The sequence below is a fragment of the Corallococcus sp. AB045 genome (assembly GCF_003668895.1).
Lineage (GTDB): Bacteria > Myxococcota > Myxococcia > Myxococcales > Myxococcaceae > Corallococcus > Corallococcus coralloides.
The window spans coordinates 88,220-106,067 of sequence record NZ_RAWN01000004.1 but is presented as its reverse complement, the minus strand read 5'-3'; the positions used below and the strand labels follow the sequence as shown (position 1 = coordinate 106,067).

At 68.5% G+C, this 17,848-nt stretch carries 19 protein-coding genes; 4 read left to right on the top strand and 15 right to left on the bottom strand.

Annotated features, from left to right (window positions below; all coding sequences use genetic code 11):
• The 12 genes from dnaB to D7Y21_RS01835 form a co-directional block, all read right to left on the bottom strand.
• Positions 1 to 1,240: replicative DNA helicase (gene dnaB / locus D7Y21_RS01890; protein ID WP_121710849.1), on the bottom strand; the 1,240-nt coding region annotated here is incomplete at its 3' end.
• A gap of 158 nt (positions 1,241 to 1,398) precedes the next feature.
• On the bottom strand, positions 1,399 to 2,169 hold the full coding sequence (locus tag D7Y21_RS01885; protein WP_120564011.1) for a LytTR family DNA-binding domain-containing protein: 771 nt from the start codon (positions 2,167 to 2,169) through the stop codon (positions 1,399 to 1,401).
• On the bottom strand, positions 2,166 to 3,284 hold the full coding sequence (locus D7Y21_RS01880; RefSeq protein WP_120564012.1) for a sensor histidine kinase: 1,119 nt from the start codon (positions 3,282 to 3,284) through the stop codon (positions 2,166 to 2,168). The genes D7Y21_RS01885 and D7Y21_RS01880 overlap by 4 nt, the downstream gene beginning before the upstream one ends.
• Entirely contained in the window at positions 3,281 to 4,438 is a 1,158-nt protein-coding gene (locus D7Y21_RS01875) for an acyltransferase (protein WP_120564013.1), read from the bottom strand. Before D7Y21_RS01875 ends, D7Y21_RS01880 begins: the two co-directional genes overlap by 4 nt.
• Positions 4,439 to 4,634: 196 nt before the next feature.
• On the bottom strand, positions 4,635 to 5,078 hold the full coding sequence (rplI, locus tag D7Y21_RS01870) for a 50S ribosomal protein L9 (RefSeq protein ID WP_120564014.1): 444 nt from the start codon (positions 5,076 to 5,078) through the stop codon (positions 4,635 to 4,637).
• 30 nt (positions 5,079 to 5,108) lie between these two features.
• Entirely contained in the window at positions 5,109 to 5,519 is a 411-nt protein-coding gene (rpsR, locus tag D7Y21_RS01865; RefSeq protein ID WP_120564015.1) for a 30S ribosomal protein S18, read from the bottom strand.
• Between the two features lie 48 nt (positions 5,520 to 5,567).
• Positions 5,568 to 6,044, bottom strand: a complete 477-nt coding sequence (gene rpsF / locus D7Y21_RS01860) for a 30S ribosomal protein S6 (protein WP_120564016.1) — start codon at positions 6,042 to 6,044, stop codon at positions 5,568 to 5,570.
• Positions 6,045 to 6,319: 275 nt separating this feature from the next.
• Positions 6,320 to 6,895, bottom strand: coding sequence for an aminoacyl-tRNA hydrolase (gene pth, locus D7Y21_RS01855; RefSeq protein WP_120564017.1), 576 nt, complete (start codon positions 6,893 to 6,895; stop codon positions 6,320 to 6,322).
• Between the two features lie 115 nt (positions 6,896 to 7,010).
• Entirely contained in the window at positions 7,011 to 7,700 is a 690-nt protein-coding gene (locus D7Y21_RS01850) for a 50S ribosomal protein L25/general stress protein Ctc (protein ID WP_120564018.1), read from the bottom strand.
• Between the two features lie 222 nt (positions 7,701 to 7,922).
• Entirely contained in the window at positions 7,923 to 8,876 is a 954-nt protein-coding gene (locus D7Y21_RS01845; RefSeq protein ID WP_120564019.1) for a ribose-phosphate pyrophosphokinase, read from the bottom strand.
• A gap of 41 nt (positions 8,877 to 8,917) precedes the next feature.
• Complete coding sequence (gene spoVG, locus D7Y21_RS01840) at positions 8,918 to 9,217, bottom strand: septation regulator SpoVG (protein ID WP_120564020.1); 300 nt, start codon at positions 9,215 to 9,217, stop codon at positions 8,918 to 8,920.
• Positions 9,218 to 9,333: 116 nt separating this feature from the next.
• Positions 9,334 to 9,705: a DUF5658 family protein gene (locus D7Y21_RS01835; protein ID WP_120564021.1), complete on the bottom strand. Its 372-nt coding sequence runs from the start codon at positions 9,703 to 9,705 to the stop codon at positions 9,334 to 9,336.
• Positions 9,706 to 9,900: 195 nt separating this feature from the next.
• Here D7Y21_RS01835 and D7Y21_RS01830 point away from each other — a divergent pair, with 195 nt between their 5' ends.
• The 4 genes from D7Y21_RS01830 (at position 9,901) to aqpZ (ending at position 12,896) form a co-directional block, all read left to right on the top strand.
• Positions 9,901 to 10,500, top strand: coding sequence for a thymidine kinase (locus D7Y21_RS01830; RefSeq protein ID WP_043321219.1), 600 nt, complete (start codon positions 9,901 to 9,903; stop codon positions 10,498 to 10,500).
• 41 nt (positions 10,501 to 10,541) lie between these two features.
• Positions 10,542 to 11,357: a uracil phosphoribosyltransferase gene (locus tag D7Y21_RS01825; RefSeq protein ID WP_120564022.1), complete on the top strand. Its 816-nt coding sequence runs from the start codon at positions 10,542 to 10,544 to the stop codon at positions 11,355 to 11,357.
• Between the two features lie 12 nt (positions 11,358 to 11,369).
• Positions 11,370 to 11,906, top strand: coding sequence for a hypoxanthine phosphoribosyltransferase (gene hpt / locus D7Y21_RS01820; RefSeq protein ID WP_120564023.1), 537 nt, complete (start codon positions 11,370 to 11,372; stop codon positions 11,904 to 11,906).
• Between the two features lie 162 nt (positions 11,907 to 12,068).
• Positions 12,069 to 12,896, top strand: a complete 828-nt coding sequence (gene aqpZ, locus D7Y21_RS01815; protein WP_121710847.1) for an aquaporin Z — start codon at positions 12,069 to 12,071, stop codon at positions 12,894 to 12,896.
• A gap of 80 nt (positions 12,897 to 12,976) precedes the next feature.
• On the opposite strand, the gene D7Y21_RS01810 is transcribed toward aqpZ, so the two are convergent.
• From D7Y21_RS01810 to D7Y21_RS01800, 3 genes are all read right to left on the bottom strand, one after another.
• A complete protein-coding gene (locus D7Y21_RS01810; protein WP_121710845.1) occupies positions 12,977 to 13,987 on the bottom strand; it encodes a ribonucleotide-diphosphate reductase subunit beta in 1,011 nt (336 codons plus the stop codon).
• Between the two features lie 63 nt (positions 13,988 to 14,050).
• On the bottom strand, positions 14,051 to 16,408 hold the full coding sequence (locus tag D7Y21_RS01805; RefSeq protein WP_199724395.1) for a ribonucleoside-diphosphate reductase subunit alpha: 2,358 nt from the start codon (positions 16,406 to 16,408) through the stop codon (positions 14,051 to 14,053).
• Between the two features lie 542 nt (positions 16,409 to 16,950).
• Entirely contained in the window at positions 16,951 to 17,736 is a 786-nt protein-coding gene (locus tag D7Y21_RS01800) for an IF-2 protein (protein ID WP_121710842.1), read from the bottom strand.
• Positions 17,737 to 17,848: the final 112 nt, after the last annotated feature.

Sequence of the window (17,848 nt, the reverse complement as noted above, 5' to 3'; positions counted from 1 at the left end):
CGCCACCACCGCCTTCGCCACCTTCCTCCTCCGTCTCGCGGTGGATGAACATCACCACGTCGGCGTCCTGCTCGATGGAGCCGGACTCACGCAGGTCGGAGAGCATGGGCTTGCCGCCCTTGCGCTCCTCCACCTTACGGCTGAGCTGGCTGAGCGCGATGATGGGCACCTCCAGCTCCTTGGCCAGCTGCTTGAGCGCGCGGGAGATTTCAGCGACTTCCAACTGGCGGCTCTCCACCTTGCCCTTCTGGTGCATCAGCTGGAGGTAGTCGATGACGAGCAGCGACAGGCGCGGGTCCTTCTGCTTCACGCGCCGCGCCTTCGCGCGCAGGTCGAACGGGGACAGACCGCCGGAGTCGTCGATGTAGATGGGGGCGTTGTAGAGCGCGCCCGCCATCTCCTGGAACTTCTCCTCGTCGTGCGGGGACAGCCGGCCGCCGCGCAGCTTCTTCATGTCCACGCGCGCGGTGGACGCGAGCAGACGCATGAGCAGCTGATCCGCGGGCATTTCCAGGCTGAAGATGCCGACGGCCTTGTTCTCCTTCAGCGCCGCGTGCACCGCGATGTTCATGGCGAAGGACGTCTTGCCCACGCCGGGACGCGCCGCGAGAATGATGAGTTCACCGGCGTGCAGGCCGGTCAGCTGATTGTCCAGGTCGAGGTAGCCCGTGGACAGGCCCGTCACGCCCGTCGCCGCGGTCTTCATCTTGTCCAGCAGGTCGAGCGTCTGCTCCATCAGCTCGCTGACCGGACGCAGGTCGCCTTCGCGCTTCTTCTCCGCGAGGAGGAAGACCTTGCGCTCGGCCTCGTCGAGCAGGACGTCCAGCTCCCCCGTCTCCTGGCTGGCGAGCTCCTGGATCTCCCGGCCCACGTTGGCCAGGCGCCGGCGCAGCGCCTGGTCCTTGACGATGTGGGCGTACTGGACGGCGTTGGCCGCCAGCGGGACGACCTGGTCCAGGCCCATCAGGTACGCGGGGCCTCCCACCGAGACGAGCTGGCCCAGGACCTTGAGCTCCTCCGCGAGCGTCAGGTGGTCCACCTGCTTGCTCTGCTGATCCAACCGCATCATCGCGGAGAAGATCTGCGCGTGCGAAGGGCTGGCGAAGTCGTCCGCGTGGACGACCTCCGCCACGGGCGTGATGAGCCCGTTGTCCGCCAGCACGGCGCCCAGCACCGCGCGCTCCGCGGCGAGATCCTCGTGGACCCGCCGACCTTCCCTACCGTCCAGGACGTTCTGCATGGCTGCTTGGAACCTCTACAGGCAGCGTCTGACACGTTCCAGCGGACGTCCAGTTTCCAGGCAACAGACCTGTAGCACCCGGTGGGTCCGGGAGGGATGCCACGACCCGCCGTGGCACCTCCGCCCGGCCTCCAGGTGAACCGACCCCGCGCGTCGGGCTATTCGGCGGCGCCCCACTGCTGGAGGAAGGCCTCCCGGTAGGTGCGACTGAGGATCACCGTGGAGCCGTCCTTGAGCACCAGGATGCCGTCTCCATGCGTCCATGGCTCCAGCCGGGCCACGGCCTCCAGGTTCACCAGGTCGCCGCGGTGCACGCGCACGAAGCGGGTGGGGTCCAGGCGCTCCTCCAGGGCGCGCAGCGTCTGGCGCACCAGGTGCTCGCCCTGGGCGGTGAAGAGCCGCACGTACTTGTCCTCCGACGACAGGCGCCACACGGTGTCCAGGCGCAGGGGCACCCAGCCCTCGCCCACCTTCACCACCAGCCGCTCCAGGGGGCGTTCCGGGCGGGCCTTCGCCACCGTGGCGAGCAGGGCGTCCAGCGCGGCGGAGCCATGCGTGCCCGCGCCCAGCAGCGCATGGGCCTTGTCGAGCGCCCGGGTGAAGCGGCCCGCGTCATAGGGCTTGAGGAGGTAGTCCGCCGCGTGGGCCTCGAAGGCCTGGAGCGCGAAGCGCTCGTAGGCGGTGGAGAAGATGACCGCGGGGCAGGCGTCCGGCCCGAGCGCCTCCAGGACCTCGAAGCCGGTGAGGCCGGGCATCTGCACGTCCAGCACCACCAGGTCCGGCCGCAGCGACTCGATGCGCGCGAGCGCCTCCGTCCCGTCCGAGGCCTCGCCCACGCAGGTGAAGCGCGCGTCGTCCGCCAGCAGGCGCTTCACCTTCGCGCGCGCGGGCGCCTCGTCGTCCACCACCAGCACGCGGAACACCGTCATGACGAAGCCTCCAGCCGGGGCAGCCACACCGTCACGCGCGCGCCACCCTCCGGTCCCTCGCCGCGCTCCAGCCGGGCCCGGTCTCCATGAAGCAGCGTGAGCACGCGCGAAAGCTGCGTCAGCCCCACGCCGGGTCCGGAGGCAGGGGAGGGCGCCCCGAAGCCGCGCCCGGTGTCCTCCACCTCCAGCGCCCAGCGGTCCGCTTCGGCCCGGGTGCGGATGCGCACCTCCAGCGCGCCGCGCAGGTCCTGGTTGTGCTTCACCGCGTTCTCCACCAGCGTCTGGAGCGCGAAGCAGGGCACGCGCTGGGACTCCAACCCCGGCGCCACATCCCAGCGCACCTCCAGCCGGTCGCCGAAGCGCGCAGAGAGCAATGCGACGAAGCGCTCGGTGTGCCCGCGCTCCTCGGCCAGCGTCCAGGTGGGCTCGGTGCGCTCCAGGCTCGCGCGCAGGAGCTGGCCCAGGTCGCTCAGGAGCCGGTCCGTGCGCGGCAGGTCCTCGTACATCACCGACCCGATGGTGTGCAGCGCGTTGAAGAGGAAGTGCGGGTGCAGCTGGCCCGTGAGGGACTGGAGCTGCGCGGCCCTCAGCTCGCCCTCCAGCTCCGCCGAGCGCAGCGCGCGGGCCTGCCGCTCCCGCCACTCGTGCAGGAGCGAGATGACCGCGCAGCCCAGGCCGTAGGTGATCAGGTCCTTCTGCGCCTCCATGGGGAGCGCGTACACGGGTGGCCCCAGGTCGTAGTCCCCCAGCTCCAGCAGCGCGTAGACGCCGTGCCGCAGCCCCGCCATCAGCGCGATGTGCAGCGACGTGAAGAGGAGGAACGCCGCCGCGTGGATGCCCAGGAAGCGCGCCCAGCCCACGCGAGGTGCCGGCGCGTTGAGCACCGCCGTCATCAGGACGGGGAGCAGCAGCGTGACGGCAAGCGCGCTGGTCATCTCCCAGATGAACGCGGGTGCCCAATGGCCCGGATGGGGCCGCATGAGCTGCATCAGCCGCACCGCGCTGCCCTGCCACACACCCAGGACCAGCCCGAACGCCAGGACCTTCAGCGCCGGACGCAGGCGCAGCCGGGGCCAGCGCCACCGCGTGGAGGGATGCTCCGCCCAGGTCCTCACCCCACGGCCTCCGGGGTGAGAACCGCCGGACGCGCGGCCCGGGGCTTCATGCCGAAGAGCGGCCGGAGCCACGACACGCGGGACACGCCCTCGCACAGCGCCAGCGTGACGGCGAAGGACAGCGTGAGCACCGCGAGGAGCATGGCCCAGGGACCCACCGGCAGGCGCAGGCAGAGGTAGCCCACGCAGATGATGACCGTCTGGTGGAAGATGTAGAACGGATACGACAGCGCCTGCGCGTGCGGAAGCCACGCGGGGGCCGTGCGCACGTGGTGCCGCGCCCAGGCCAGCGCCACCAGCAGCCCGCTCCAGATGAGCACCGTGCCCCCCACGATGGCGGGCACCACCGGCATCACCGGCCACGGCCAGACCAGCTCCACCACGAGCGCCGCCAACGCCACGGCCAGCAGCACGTGGCGCAGCGCCACCAGCCGGCCCCACACGCCCGGGCAGCGGCCCAGCAGGTGGCCGTAGAGGAACAGCAGGCCGTAGTGGATGAGCGTGCGCGGATCATCCAGCAGCGCGTGCGTCTCCGGGAAGTCGCGCAGCAGCACCCGGTTGAGCGCCAGCGGCACGACGAGCCACAGCACGTTCACCCCTCGCGACAGCCACGCGTCCGCCGCCGCGAGGAACCGCCCCCCGGCTTGCGTGCGCAGCGCGGCGAAGAGGGGCAGGGCCATGAGGCAGTAGACGAACAGGTAGGCCACGAACCACAGATGGTGCCAGCTGAAGCTGCCCGCGGGGTAGGGCACGAAGTCGAACACCGTCGGGTAGAACGCGGCGTAGCTCCCCTGGAAGCGGCCCTGGAACAGCCGCTCCACGTAGATCTGCGGCGGCACCACCACGAACATGCCGAACACCAGCGGCAACAACAGCCGCTTCGCCCGGTCCTTCGTGAACGCCCTCAAGGAGCGCCGCCGGAGCGCGAACGCCGTGCCCGCGCCGGAGATGACCATCAGGAGCGGCATGCGCACCAGGTGCAGCACCCCCATGACAGGCTCCAGCACCGGCAGCGCCTGGGGGCTCTTGATGTGCCATTCCCAGGTGTTGAACATCATCCCGGTGTGGAACAGGTGCAGCACCACGATGGCCAGCACCCGGAGCCAGTCCAGGTCGGGGTGGTGCGCGGCGGCGGGGCGGAGTGGAGCGCTCATGCGGCGGGGACCTCCAGGCGGTGTCCGCCCCTGAAGTACCCACGCCCGCGCTCCTGGCTCCACGCGGATGCCGTGAAACGGACCGCCAGCGGCGCGAGCCGGATGGGGCAGGACCCCGGAGACGCGAAAAGGGCCGCCCGGTTGCCCGGACGGCCCTTCCCTTGAAGCGATGGAGCGCTTCAGGTGAAGCGGTGGACTACTCGGCCACCACGTCGACCTTGATCTTCGCCGTCACCTCGCGGTGCAGGCGGAGCTCCACTTCGTAGCTGCCCAGCGACTTGATGGGCTCGGCCAGGTGCAGCTGGCGGCGATCCACCTGCTGGCCCTGGGCCGCGAGCGCCTCGGCGATGTCCAGCACCGTGACGGAGCCGAACAGCTTGTCCTGCTCGCCCACCTTGCGCTTGATGGTGACCTTGACGGCGCCCAGCTTCTTGGCCTGCTCGTCGGCAGCGCCCTTCAGCTTGGCGTTGCGCGCAGTGTGCACGGCCTTCTCGTGCTCCAGCTGACGCAGGTTCTGCTCGCTCGCCAGGACCGCCTTCTTGCGCGGCAGCAGGAAGTTACGGCCGAAGCCGTCCTTCACCGTGACGAGCTCGCCGGACTTGCCGAGGTTGTCGATGTCCTCACGCAGAATGACCTTCATGTTCCTGTCTCCTGTGTTGCGGACCGGCGACTAGCCGACCACCGCGTTGTAGGGGAGGAGCGCGATGCCGCGGGCGCGCTTGATGGCGACCGCCACCTCACGCTGGTGCTTCGCGCAGTTACCGGAGATGCGGCGGGGGATGATCTTGCCGCGCTCGGTGACGAAGTACTTCAGCGTCGCCTGGTCCTTGAAGTCCACCGACGCGTTCTTCTCCGCGCAGAACCGGCAGACCTTCTTGCGGCCGAAGCCGCGACCACCGCGCTTGTCGTCGTCGCCGCCCATGCCGCCGCGGTCGCCGCGATCACCACCACGGTCGCGGTCACCGCCGCGATCACCACCGCGGTCGCCACCGCGCGAACCGCCGCCGTAGCCGCCACCGCCACCACCACCGGGGCCGCGGGAAGCGCCCGCGCCCTGCTTGCTATCCATGCCGTTGCTCATGAACGTTCTCGTTTCCTGGAAGGTTGGGGGAAGGTCCCGTCAGAGGCGTTACGCCTCCTCGGTGGACTCCTCTTCCGATTCGCCAGCCACGAACTCAGGCGTCTCGCTGCGGAAGCCACCCTCGCGCTCGGCGGGAGCGCCCGGACGGGTCTCCTCGACGTCGCCGGCCAGCTTGAGGTCCTCGAGCACCGGACGCGACTCGGGATCCACCTCGTCCGCGATCTTCACGGAGATGTAGCGCGTGACGTCGTCGAGGTTGCGCAGGTTGCGCTCGATCTCCGCCACCAGCTTGCCGTCACCCAGGAAGCTCGTGTGGACGTAGATGGCGCGGGGCTGCTTGGCCACGGGGAACAGGGTCTTCTTCTTCCCCCACACCGTGAAGCGGAGGACCTTGCCGCCCTCACGCGAAACGATGCCGCGGACGCGCTCCTTGAGCTTGTCCACGTTGTCGTCGGTCACGTCCGGCTTGACCAGGAAGATGGTCTCGTACTCACGAAGCCGCTTGGCGGCCTGCGTCTCTGCCATGTTTCTCTCCCCTTGGGGTCGAGTGCCCCCCGGACCATCCGGGGAGCGGGGAAACGGCCGGAGGCCCTCGAAGGCCACCACCGGGGACGGGAAATCCTCTCGCGCGCCCGTCACCATCGCGCCTTGGCCCGTGCGTGAACACGGGAAGCTTTGAAAGAACATCCACCGGAAGGCGTGGGACGCACTCCGGGGGAAGGGGCTTCTAAGAGGACCCCTCCTGGAAAGTCAAGGGGAGCCAGAGGGGCAACCGGCAGACAGGCGGCCGGCCCGGCGCTTCAGGCCCTGCGGTTGTGGCGGTTCATCGCCGTGGCGAGCCCGTCCCGCACCCAGCTCTCCGCCATGTCCGCCGCCTTCCCGACGAGCTCCTCCAGCTGGCGGCGCTCGCCGTCGTCGAAGTTGGACAGGACGTAGCCCGCCACGCGCTCCTTGGCGTTGGGGCCCTCCGGCTTGCCAATGCCCACCCGCACGCGGATGAAGGCGTCCTCGCCCAGGCACTGCACCATGCTCTTGAGCCCGTTGTGCCCGCCCGCGCCGCCGCCCGCCTTGAGCTGCAGCCGCCCGAAGGGCATGTCCAGCTCGTCGTGCACCACGAGCACGTCCTGCACCGCGACCTTGTAGAAGCGCGCGGCCTCCGCCACGGAGCGGCCAGACAGGTTCATGTACGTCTGCGGCTCCACGAAGAGGATGCGCTCGCCGCCCAGGCTTCCCTGGCCCACGCGCGCCTGGAACTTGTCCTGGGTGAGCTCCGCGCGGGCGCGCGACAGGAGCGCGTCCACCACCATGAACCCGACGTTGTGGCGGTGGCGCTCGTATTCGCGCCCGGGGTTGCCCAGCCCGCAGATGAGCTTCATGGAAGGCTCCCAAGGAGGGTGGGGGCCTTGAAGGGGTCCACACCCGGAAAAAGACAGCGGGGCAGGCCCTGGAAGAGGCCCGCCCCGCGAAGAGATACCGAACGGCGGAAGAGGACTACTTCTTCGCCGGGGCCTTGGCCGCGGCCGCCGCGGGGGCCTTCGCGTCGCCCGCCTTCGCGTCGCCCGCCTTGCCCGCCGCAGGGGCAGCCGCCGCCGCGGCCGCGGCCGGAGCCGCCTCCGCCGCTTCCGGCGCGGCGAGGACCGCGATGGTGTAGTTGACGTGCGTCTTCACGGACACGCCCTCGGGGAGCTTCACGTCGTTCACGTGGATGGCTTCCGCGATCTGCAGATTGCTGACGTCCACTTCAATCTGGAGCGGGATGGCGCCGGGGAGCGCCCAGACCTCCAGGTTGCGGCGCACCTGGGTGAGCAGACCGCCCTCCGCCACACCCGGGGCCTTGCCGGTGAGCACGACGGGGAGGTTCACCTTGACCTGCTCCTTCTCGCTCACGGCGATGAAGTCCGCGTGCAGGATGTCGCGGGTGAGCGGATCCATCTGGTAGTCCTTCAGCAGGACCTGCTGCTCATTGCCCGCCAGCTTCAGCTGGATGAGCGTGTTCAGCTTGTGCGGGGTGTTGATGGCCGTGCGGATGGCCTTGGGGTCCACGGAGATGTGCAGCGGCGCCTTCAGGTGCTTGCCGTAGACGACGGCGGGAACCTGGCCGGACGCGCGCAGGCGGCGGGCAATGCCCTTGCCGGAACCTTCACGGGCCTGCGCTTCGAGGGTGCTCTTGTCGGTGGCCATGGAAATCTCTCTTTTCGGTGGGGTACCGCGGTGTTCACCGGCGTCTGGGCGCCCTCGGCATCCCACCCCCATGGTGGGCCCCGAAGACGGCGCCCGGGCCTGTTGTCAGGCCCATGGAACCGGTGGAGGGGGCGGACATGCCAGCCCCCGGGGTCCTTCGTCAAGCCGCCCGGACTCCAGGCGGCTCTTCGCCTGGCTGCGCCCGGGCTGGCCCGGACGACGTCAGACGAACAGCGAGCTCAGCGAGTCCGCGCGGTGGATGCGCGCGATGGCTTCCCCGAAGAGGGCGTCCGTCTGCAGGGCGCGGATCTTCGGGCACGCCTTGGCGTCGGCCGCGAGCGGCACCGTGTCCGTGAAGACGACCTCTTCCAGGACGGAGTCGGTGATGCGCTGGATGGCGGGGCCGGACAGGATGGGGTGCACCGCGTACGCGAGCACCCGGCGCGCGCCCTTGTCCTTCAGCGCGAGGGCCGCCTGGGCGAGCGTGCCCGCGGTGTCCACCATGTCGTCCACCAGGATGGCGTCCTTGCCCTTCACGTCGCCAATGAGGTTCATCACTTCAGAGGCGTTGGGGCGCGGGCGGCGCTTGTCGATGATGGCCAGCCCCGTGTTCAGCCGCTTGGAGTAGGCGCGCGCGCGCTCCACGCCGCCGGCGTCCGGGCTGACGATGACCAGCTCGCTCGACTCCGGGAAGCGCTTGCGGATGTCCTCCAGGAACACCGGCGAGCCGTAGAGGTGATCCGAGGGCATGTTGAAGAAGCCCTGGATCTGCCCGGCGTGCATGTCCATGGACACCACCCGGTTGACGCCCGCGACCTCCAGCATGTCCGCCACCAGCTTGGCGGTGATGGGCGTGCGGGCCGCCACCTTCCGGTCCTGCCGAGCGTACCCGTAGTACGGCATCACGGCGGTGATGGAGCCGGCGCTCGCCCGCTTGAGGGCGTCGCACATGATCAACAGCTCCATCAGGTGGTGGTTCGTCGGCGGGCACGTGGACTGGACGATGAACACGTCCTGTCCGCGCACGTTCTCGCCGATCTCGACGTGGATCTCCCCGTCGGAGAACGTGTCCACTACCGCGTTGCCCAGGGGCCGCTGGAGGTACTCGCAGATGCGCTGCGCCAACGCCGGGTTCGAGTTCCCGGCGAACACCTTGAAGTCACGCGACGGCTGCATGGGGCGCTGACTAACCCGTGAGCGCCCCGAATGGAAGTTCGTTAGTCGAGTTCAGCCGCCACGGGACCGAGCGTCCCGCTCTGCGCCTGGTGAAGGTGTTTCTCGTACTCAATCAGGATGACGCGCTCCATCTGGCTTCGCGTGTCCGCGTTCAACGGATGAGCGATGTCCTTGTAGGTCCCGTCCTTCCGTTTTTTCGCGGGCATGGCGATGAAGAGCCCGGTGGAGCCGTGGATCACCTTCAGGTCGCGTACGACGAAGCAGTGATCCAGGGTGATGGTGACGTACGCCTTGAGCTTGTCCTCTTCGACCGGAAACACCCGGACGTCGGTGATGTTCATGGTCCCCCCCCGAACCTGGAAGGCCGGAGCTACGGGGAAGCCTGGGACAGACTGAAGGTGAAAAGCAAGCACCCCCTACCTGTCGCGCTGGGGACCGTTCACTGCTCCGCTAGCCGTCATGCCCCGAAGGGCCAATGACTCACCAGGTGGGTGAGGAAGGCCAGGTGGTAGACCACGATGATGGCGTAGACGACGGCGCCCACGCGGATGGCGACGCGGCTGGCCTTGAGCCGGCGGTGCAGGCACAGCAGGCACAGCCCCGCGTTCACGATGAGCAGCTTGGAGAACATGAAGAGCAGCGGTGACTGCTCGTACGCCACGCGCATCACCGGGTTGAGCTCCTCCGCCACTCCCAGTTGCAGGAAGAGCAGGGTGAACAGCCCGTCCAACAGGTTCAGCATGAGCAGCGCCACCGACGCCGGTGACGTGTAGAAAGAAGCCTGCTGCGCCCAACTCCCCGCCTGCACCTCGTTCGCCGTCGCCGCCACGCCCCACCCCCAAGGTTCCCGTCCTGGTACCTGGGGCCTGGGCTATTCAAATCCCTTGCCAGGGCTTCCACGACTTGCGGGAAGCAGCCGGGCAGGCGGCGGAGACGGGGGGCTTGCCAGCCTGGAAACGAAATTGACGGGAAGGGGTGGGTCGCGGAGATTGCCCCCGCCCTGCCACACCCCGACGAGCGTCCATTGCATCAATTCCCCAAAGATATCGGGTGGATAGAGGTCATCTGCGGATCCATGTTCTCCGGTAAGACGGAGGAGTTGATCCGCCGCGTCAAGCGCGCGCTGTACGGCCGGCAGAAGGTGCGCGTGTTCAAGCCGCGCATCGACACGCGCTACGACGACACGCAGGTGGTCAGCCACAGCCAGTTGAAATTGACGTCCCTGCCCATCGAAAGGGCTGAAGAAATTTTCCGGCACCTGTCCCCCGACACGCAGGTGGTGGGCATCGACGAGGTGCAGTTCCTGGGCGGAGAAGTGGTGCAGGTGTGCGAAGCGCTCGCCCAACGGGGCATGCGCGTCATTTGCGCGGGCCTGGACCAGGACTACCAGGGGCGCCCCTTCGAACCGATGCCGCAGCTGATGGCGGTGGCGGAGTACGTGACGAAGGAGCTGGCCATCTGCGCGGTGTGCGGGAACCCGGCCAACCGTTCGCAGCGCATCATTGGCAGCGAGGAGCGGGTGGTGGTGGGCGCGGCGGGTGCCTACGAGCCGCGCTGCCGCAAGTGTCACGTGGCGGAACCCGCGGAGGCGAGCCCTCCGCAGACGCTGAAGCTGTTCGACTGAAGCCGTAAGCCGCCTTAACCCCGGCGCGGGAGCCCCATCCGATGCGCGACACTCTCTACGCGAACGTGCCCTTCAAGTTGAACGAGATGGCCCATCACTATGGGGCCAACGTCCACCTGGTGGGAAATCCGTTTCTCCTCTCCCAGCTGGCCACGCTGTGCGCCAAGGGCACGCTGCAGCCGCAGATCAACCGGCTGGTGGAGCAGCTCTACGCGGACCTGGTGAAGACGGTCATCAACGCGGAGTTCCCGCGCAAGATGGTGACCATCCCCACCCGCATGATCGACTCCACGCCCCTGGGCATCTACCAGGGCGAGGTGGTGGACCCGCAGCTGCGCGTGGTGACGGTGAACATCGCGCGGGCGGGCACGCTGCCGTCGCAGGTGACGTATGACCTGCTCAACTTCACGGTGGACCCGTCCCTGGTGCGCCAGGACCACATCATCATGAGCCGGATGATCGACGCGGCCCAGGCGGTGGTGGGTTCGGAGATTGGCGGCGCGAAGATTGGCGGGGACGTGGACGACGCGTTCGTGCTGTTCCCGGACCCCATGGGGGCCACGGGCGGCAGCCTGTCCACGGCCATCCAGCTGTACAAGACGAAGGTGCCCGGGCGGGCCCGGCGCATCATCACGCTCAACCTCATCGTCACGCCGGAGTACCTGCGCCGGATGACGACGGAGCACCCGGACGTCATCATCTACGCGCTCCGTCTGGACCGCGGCCTGTCCCCGCCGGAGGTGTTCGGCACCGCGCCGGGCCTGCTCTGGGAGAAGGAGCGGGGCCTGGATGACCGGCAATACATCGTCCCCGGTGGCGGCGGCTTCGGGGAGATCATGAACAACGCCTACGTGTAGAGGGAGCACCCGGTGACGACGTTCCACGAGAAGGATGTCGGCGTCCTCATCTCCGAGGAGGCCGTGCAGGCGCGCGTGAAGGAGCTGGGCGCGCAGATTACCCGCGACTACCAGGGCAAGGAGCTGACGCTCATCTGCGTGCTCAAGGGCTCCGCGTTCTTCGCCATCGACCTGGCGCGGGCCATTGATTTGCCGCTGACGCTCGAGTTCCTGGGCGTGGCCAGCTACCACGGCGGCACGGAGTCCACGGGCGAGGTGCGCATCACCACGGATGTGTCCAAGCCGATGGCGGGCAAGCACCTGCTCATCATCGAGGACATCATCGACACGGGGCTCACCATGAGCTTCCTCCTGGAGAACCTCCGGGCGCGCCACCCGGCGTCGGTGAAGATCTGCTCGCTCCTGGAGAAGCCCGCGCGGGCCAAGACGAAGGTGGACATCGACTACAAGGGCTTCGTCATCGAGGACAAGTTCGTCGTCGGGTACGGCCTGGACTACGGCGAGAAGTACCGGAACCTGCCGTTCATCGGCATCTGGAAGCACGCCTGAGAAACGCCTGATGGGCTCGGGTGCCCCTCCCTTCGGGGTGGGGGCCTCGGGACTGCGAGGGCCCTGTCCATGCGCCGCACGGCGGCCGTGTGCAGGGCCTTCGTGCGTCGAGGAGCGCACGCATGCGCAGCCTCTCCTCTGGACACCTGAGGAGGCTTGGACATGCGAGACGGGAACGTGAGAGCCCCCCCGCGGACGGCGACAGTGGGCGGGGAGGCGATGCAGAAGTACCTGGCGGAGGCCGTCGGCACGTTCGTGCTGGTGCTCGGCGGCGTCGGGGCGGCGGTGCTGGCGGGCGACCGCATCGGCTTTCTGGGCGTGGCCTTCGCCTTCGGGCTGTCGCTGCTGGCCATGGTCTACACGGTGGGCCCCATCTCCGGCTGTCACGTGAACCCGGCCGTGACGGTGGGCCTGCTGATGGCGGGCAAGTTCGACAAGCGTCACGTGGCTGGCTACGTCATCGCGCAGTGCGTGGGCGCCATCCTCGCGGCGTTCGTGGTGCTGCTCATCGCGAAGGGCGCGCCGGGCGGCTACTCCGCGGGCGCGGAGGGGCTGGGCAGCAACGGGTACGGGGCGGCGTCGCCGGAGGGCTATGGCGGCGGAGCGGCGTTCCTCACGGAGGTGGCGCTCACCTTCCTGCTGGTGCTGACGGTGCTGGGGGCCACGGACTCGCGCGCGCCGGTGGGCTTCGCGGGCGTGGCCATTGGCCTGGTGCTGACGCTCATCCACCTGGTGGGCATCCCCATCACCAACACGTCGGTGAACCCGGCGCGCAGCCTGGGCCCGGCGCTGTTCGCCGGAGGGGACGCCCTGCGCCAGCTGTGGCTGTTCATCATCGCGCCGCTGTTGGGGGCGGCCTTCGCGTCCGCGGTGTACCGGCTGGTGAACCGCCCGGCGGTGCAGATTACGGCCGCGCGCGCGGAGCAGGCCCTGGACGAGGAGCGCCGCGAGCGCGTGGTGGGCCCGCGCGACGTGGAGCGCCCCGTCTGAAGCGTGTTGAACGCACGAATGCCGTGCCTCGCTTCGATGCGGGGCACGGCCTGGGTGTGTGAAGCAGGGGAGGGGACGGCCTAGAAGGCGGCGTCGAAGACGACGTCGTTGGCGGCGCCCACGCCCACGGCCACCTGGTAGGACGACACGCGGCGCTCGAAGAAGTTCGTGAGCTCCTGCACGTCCTGCAGGTCCATGAAGTGCAGCGGGTTCTTGGTGTGGAAGATGGGGGCCATGCCCAACATCTGCAGGCGCTGGTCGGCCACGTACTCCAGGTAGCCGCGCATCTCCTGCACCGACAGGCCCATCACGCCGCCGCTCAGCAGGTCCTGGGCGAACTGCGTCTCGCACTCCACCGCGTCGCGCATCATCTGCACGACGTCCTTCTCCAGGCTCGCGTCGAAGAGGTCCGGCTCCTCCTTGCGCGCCGTCTGGATGGCCTCGAAGGCGAAGGCCATGTGGGCGGACTCGTCGCGGAACACCCAGTTGGTGCCCGCGGCCAGGCCGTTCAGCAGCCCCTTGCTGCGCAGGAAGTACACGTACGCGAAGGCCGCGAAGAAGAAGAGTCCTTCAATGCAGCCCGCGAAGCAGATGAGGTTCAGCAGGAACTGGCGGCGGTCCGACTTGGAGCGGATCTGATCCACCGCCTGGATGCTGTCCATCCACTTCATGCAGAAGCGCGCCTTGCGCTGGATGGACGGGATGTTGTCCACCGCCGCGAAGGCCTTGGCGCGCTCCGCCGGGTCCGGCACGTAGGTGTCCAGCAGCGTCAGGTAGAACTGGACGTGCAGGGCCTCTTCGTAGAGCTGACGCGACAGGTACATGCGCGCTTCGGGCGCGTTCAGGTGCTTGTAGAGGTTGAGCACCAGGTTGTTGCCGACGATGGAGTCGCCCGTGGCGAAGAAGGCCACCAGCCGGTGGATGAGGTGACGCTCCGCGTCCGTCATCTTCGAGCGCAGGTCCACCAGGTCCGTGGAGAAGTCGATCTCCTCCACCGTCCAGGTGTTCTTGATGGCGTTGCGGTACATCTCGAAGAAGACGGGATACGCCATGGGGCGCAGCGTCAGGTTCATTCCCGGATCGAGCAGCATTGCTTCGGTACTCCCTTACTCACACGACGACAGGGGACAGCAGGGTGGGGGACCGCCAGAGGACTACTGGCAGGCCTCGCACGCCTCGGGGTTTTCCAGCGAGCACGCCACCGCTTCCGCCTCCGCGGTCACCACCTGCGGCGCGGGCGTGGGGGCGGCCGTCATCGTCGGGCCGCCCTGGCCCACGGTGGTCTTGGCGATGCGGGTCGCCGGGCGCGAGCGCATGTAATAGGTCGTCTTGAGCCCCTTCTGCCACGCGTAGAAGTACATCGAGGACAGCTTCCCGATGTTGGGCGTCTCCACGAAGAGGTTGAGCGACTGGCTCTGGTCGATGAAGGCGCCGCGGTCCGCGCCCATGTCCAGGAGCGCGCGCATGGGGAGCTCCCACGCGGTGCGGTAGATGGCGCGCAGCTCCTCCGGCAGCTCCGTGAGGTCCTGCACGCTGCCTTCGGCCATCTTGATGCGGTTGCGGGTGTTCTCGTTCCAGAGGCCCAGTTGCTGCAGGTCGCGCACCAGGTAGCGGTTCACCTGGAGGAAGTCACCGGACAGCGTCTCGCGCTTGAAGAGGTTGGACACCTGCGGCTCGATGCACTCGTAGCAGCCGGCGATGGACGCGATGGTGGCCGTGGGCGCGATGGCGATCATCAGCGAGTTGCGCAGGCCCACCTTCATGATGCGCGAGCGCAGCGCGTCCCAGCGCAGCGTGTCCTCCGGGACGATGCCCCAGCTGTCGAACTGGAGCTCGCCCTTGGCCGCGCGCGTCTCCGGGAAGGAGGGGTGCGCGCCGAACTGCTCCGCCAGGTCGGAGGAGGTGACCAGCGCCGCGTAGTAGATCTCCTCGGAGATCTTCTTGGACAGGTTGCGCGCCTCCACGGAGTCGAAGGGCAGGCGCAGCTGGAAGAAGACGTCCTGGAGGCCCATCAGGCCCAGGCCCACCGGGCGCCAGCGGCGGTTGGAGTCCGCGGCGGTGGGGATGGGGTAGTAGTTGAGGTCGATGACGCGGTCCAACTGCTTGAGCGCGAGCATCGCGTTGGAGCGCAGCAGGTCGAAGTCGAACTTCCCGTCCTTCACCATGCGGCTCAGGTTGAGCGAGCCCAGGTTGCACACCGCCGTCTCACCCTGGCTCGTGACCTCCAGGATTTCGGTGCACAGGTTGGACAGGTGGATGACGTTGCCCGGCTGGCCCGTCTGGTTGCTCTTGCGGTTGCAGATGTCCTTGAAGGTCATCCAGCCGTTGCCCGTCTGGGCGAGCACCTTCATCATCCGCGCGTACAGGTCGCGCGCCTTCACCTTGCGCACGGCCTGGCCCTGCGCTTCCGCCTCCGCGTAGGCCTTGTCGAAGGCGTCACCGAAGAGGTCGGTGAGGTGGGGAGTCGTCTTCGGGTCGAAGAGGCTCCACTCCTGGTCGGCCTCCACGCGGCGCATGAAGAGGTCCGGCACCCAGTTGGCCAGGTTGAGGTTGTGCGCGCGGCGGGCCTCGTCACCGGTGTTGTCGCGCAGCTCGAGGAAGTCCTCGATGTCCGCGTGCCACGTCTCCAGGTACACGCAGCACGCGCCCTTGCGCTTGCCGCCCTGGTTCACCGCCGCCACGGACGCGTCCAGCGTCTTGAGCCACGGGACGATGCCGTTGGAGTGGCCGTTGGTGGACTTGATCAGCGAACCGCGCGCGCGCACGCGGTGGTACGCCACGCCGATGCCGCCGGAGAACTTCGACAGCATCGCGATGTCCGAGTACTTCTTGTAGATGGCGTCCAGCTCATCCGCCGGCGAGTCCAGGAGGAAGCAGCTGGAGAGCTGCTCGTGGCGCGTGCCGGAGTTGAACAGGGTGGGGGAGGAAGGCAGGTACTCCAGCGAGCTGAACAGGCGGTAGAGCTCGATGGCCTCGCGCGCGTTGTCGCCGGACAGGGCGCAGGCCACGCGCAGGAAGAAGTCCTGCGGCGTCTCGATGACTTCGCGCGTCTGCGGGTTCTTGAGCAGGTAGCGGTCGTAGACGGTGCGCAGGCCGAAGTACTCGAACAGGTCGTTGCGGACCGGGTCGATGGCGGCGTTGAGCTTGCGCGCGTTGGCCTGGACGAAGGTGAGCAGGCGGTCCGCGATGAGGCCGTGCTTGTGGCCGGCGGCGACGGACTGGCTGAAGGACTGGATGTCCTGGTTGCTGACCTCCTTCTGGATGAAGGTGGAGAGCAGGCGCGCGGAGAGCCGGGCGTACTCGGGCTCCTCCACGATGAGCGCCGCGGCGGTCTGGATGGACAGGCTGTCCAGCTCCCGCGTGGTGGCGCCGTCATACAGGCCGCTGATGGTCTTGGTGGCCACGCGCATCACGTCCACGCGCGACAGGCCCACGCACGACTTGCCCACCGCCCGGACGATCTTGTTGAGGTCCACCGGCTCCGCCGTGCCGTTGCGCTTCTTCACCCGCATGGTGGTGGTGAAGTCGCCGGGAGCCGACGGGGCCTGCGTGGCGGGCGCCACGGCGGCGGAGTCGGGGGGCGGCGAGGCGACGGCGTTCGGCTTGAAAGGCGTCTGGACGGTCACGGGCGTCTCACTTCCAGGACAAGGCAATGCGGAGCCACCAGGGCGGACTGACCCCGTGGGTGAAGGCTCCGGTGATGGCAGGGAGGAACTGACTTCCGATCAGGACCCGGGGGCTTGGCGACAGCGGCCCGACATGTAGCGAATTGTGGGGCAGGCGTGTGTGTCGATCAAGAAAACCACACCAGCCTCCGGGTTCCGGGAGCGAGCCCCCGGACTTGGGGCAGCCGCTCGAACGCACCCAACCTATGGGGGGTCACCTGGTGTGTCAACGCTAGATCCTGTGTAAACCTGCCGCCAGGGTCGGATCGATCATTGCAATCTATGATCACTCACCAACACTGTTCCGGCCGTCTTCCGCACGACATTTACAGGGCCGGAAAAGCCCCTTCGGGACCGTCTTTTTCATGGGGTCACCCAACCCCTGGAGATCAGGGCTGGGCGCCCGCGTCGGGGGTTGGGGCGGCTGACGGAGGCGTGGCGGACGCGTCACCGGCGGGTGACGGGGCGGGTTGCCGGGGCGCCGGTGCTACAGGGGTGTTGTTCGGGGCGCTCTCGCTGTGGACAGCGCGGCGCAGGGCCTCCTCCAGGTCGCGTGCAGTGGGTCCCACGGTGGTGAGCATCTGGTTGGCGGCGCGGGCGTGGCGGTTCTCCGTCTCCGCGGCGAGCTTGAGCTGGGCCAGGCCTTCCGACACGAGGCGGCGGGCGTCCTCCAGCTTCTGGCGCGCCTGGTAGAAGGCGACGTCGGTGAGCATGGACTGGAGGCTCCTGCGCTGCTCCTCCGTGATGCCGGACAGCTTCTCCGCGCGGCGCAGATAATAGAGGCCGCGCTCCACCTTGGCGGGCTCGCCGGACGCGATGCGCGGGCGGGCCAGGGTCTCCAGGAGGGGGAAGAGGGCGCGGTCCAGGTCGTCGCGGTCGGTGAACTTCTGCTGCGTCAGCAGGGTGACGTCCTGGCCCTCCAGGGGGAGGGGGGCGTAGGCGTCCGCGAGGCGCGGGTCCCCGGGGCGGTAGGCGGCGGCGCCCGTGGGCAGGGCGCGGCCCTTCATCACCACCAGCTCGCCGCTCTCCTGCACGACGGTGAAGGTGCGGGCGTTGAGCTGGCCCAGGAGGAAGACGACGCCGCCACCCAGGCCCAGGATGACGAGGAAGACGACGAGCCGGGTGAAGGTGCGGCGGGCCCGGTAGCCGAATCCCTGCGGTGAATGGGTGGTCATGTCGCCTGCTCTCCGGTCGGACGGGCTTGGGCCCGTGAGGGTCGAAACCTGAAATTGGGTCTTCTGGGACTCCAACGCTACAGTTTGCGCCCCGCCGGGATCATCATTTGCA

What these genes read in the sequence shown, in the direction of transcription:
- spoVG (WP_120564020.1), bottom strand. Translation starts at nt 9,217, where the DNA reads ATGAACATCACCGACGTCCGGGTGTTTCCGGTCGAAGAGGACAAGCTC.
- D7Y21_RS01800 (WP_121710842.1), bottom strand. Translation starts at nt 17,736, where the DNA reads ATGACCACCCATTCACCGCAGGGATTCGGCTACCGGGCCCGCCGCACC.
- D7Y21_RS01885 (WP_120564011.1), bottom strand. Translation starts at nt 2,169, where the DNA reads ATGACGGTGTTCCGCGTGCTGGTGGTGGACGACGAGGCGCCCGCGCGC.
- pth (WP_120564017.1), bottom strand. Translation starts at nt 6,895, where the DNA reads ATGAAGCTCATCTGCGGGCTGGGCAACCCCGGGCGCGAATACGAGCGC.
- D7Y21_RS01850 (WP_120564018.1), bottom strand. Translation starts at nt 7,700, where the DNA reads ATGGCCACCGACAAGAGCACCCTCGAAGCGCAGGCCCGTGAAGGTTCC.
- rpsF (WP_120564016.1), bottom strand. Translation starts at nt 6,044, where the DNA reads ATGGCAGAGACGCAGGCCGCCAAGCGGCTTCGTGAGTACGAGACCATC.
- D7Y21_RS01825 (WP_120564022.1), top strand. Translation starts at nt 10,542, where the DNA reads ATGCGCGACACTCTCTACGCGAACGTGCCCTTCAAGTTGAACGAGATG.
- aqpZ (WP_121710847.1), top strand. Translation starts at nt 12,069, where the DNA reads ATGCGAGACGGGAACGTGAGAGCCCCCCCGCGGACGGCGACAGTGGGC.
- rpsR (WP_120564015.1), bottom strand. Translation starts at nt 5,519, where the DNA reads ATGAGCAACGGCATGGATAGCAAGCAGGGCGCGGGCGCTTCCCGCGGC.
- rplI (WP_120564014.1), bottom strand. Translation starts at nt 5,078, where the DNA reads ATGAAGGTCATTCTGCGTGAGGACATCGACAACCTCGGCAAGTCCGGC.
- D7Y21_RS01845 (WP_120564019.1), bottom strand. Translation starts at nt 8,876, where the DNA reads ATGCAGCCGTCGCGTGACTTCAAGGTGTTCGCCGGGAACTCGAACCCG.
- D7Y21_RS01810 (WP_121710845.1), bottom strand. Translation starts at nt 13,987, where the DNA reads ATGCTGCTCGATCCGGGAATGAACCTGACGCTGCGCCCCATGGCGTAT.
- D7Y21_RS01805 (WP_199724395.1), bottom strand. Translation starts at nt 16,408, where the DNA reads ATGCGGGTGAAGAAGCGCAACGGCACGGCGGAGCCGGTGGACCTCAAC.
- D7Y21_RS01875 (WP_120564013.1), bottom strand. Translation starts at nt 4,438, where the DNA reads ATGAGCGCTCCACTCCGCCCCGCCGCCGCGCACCACCCCGACCTGGAC.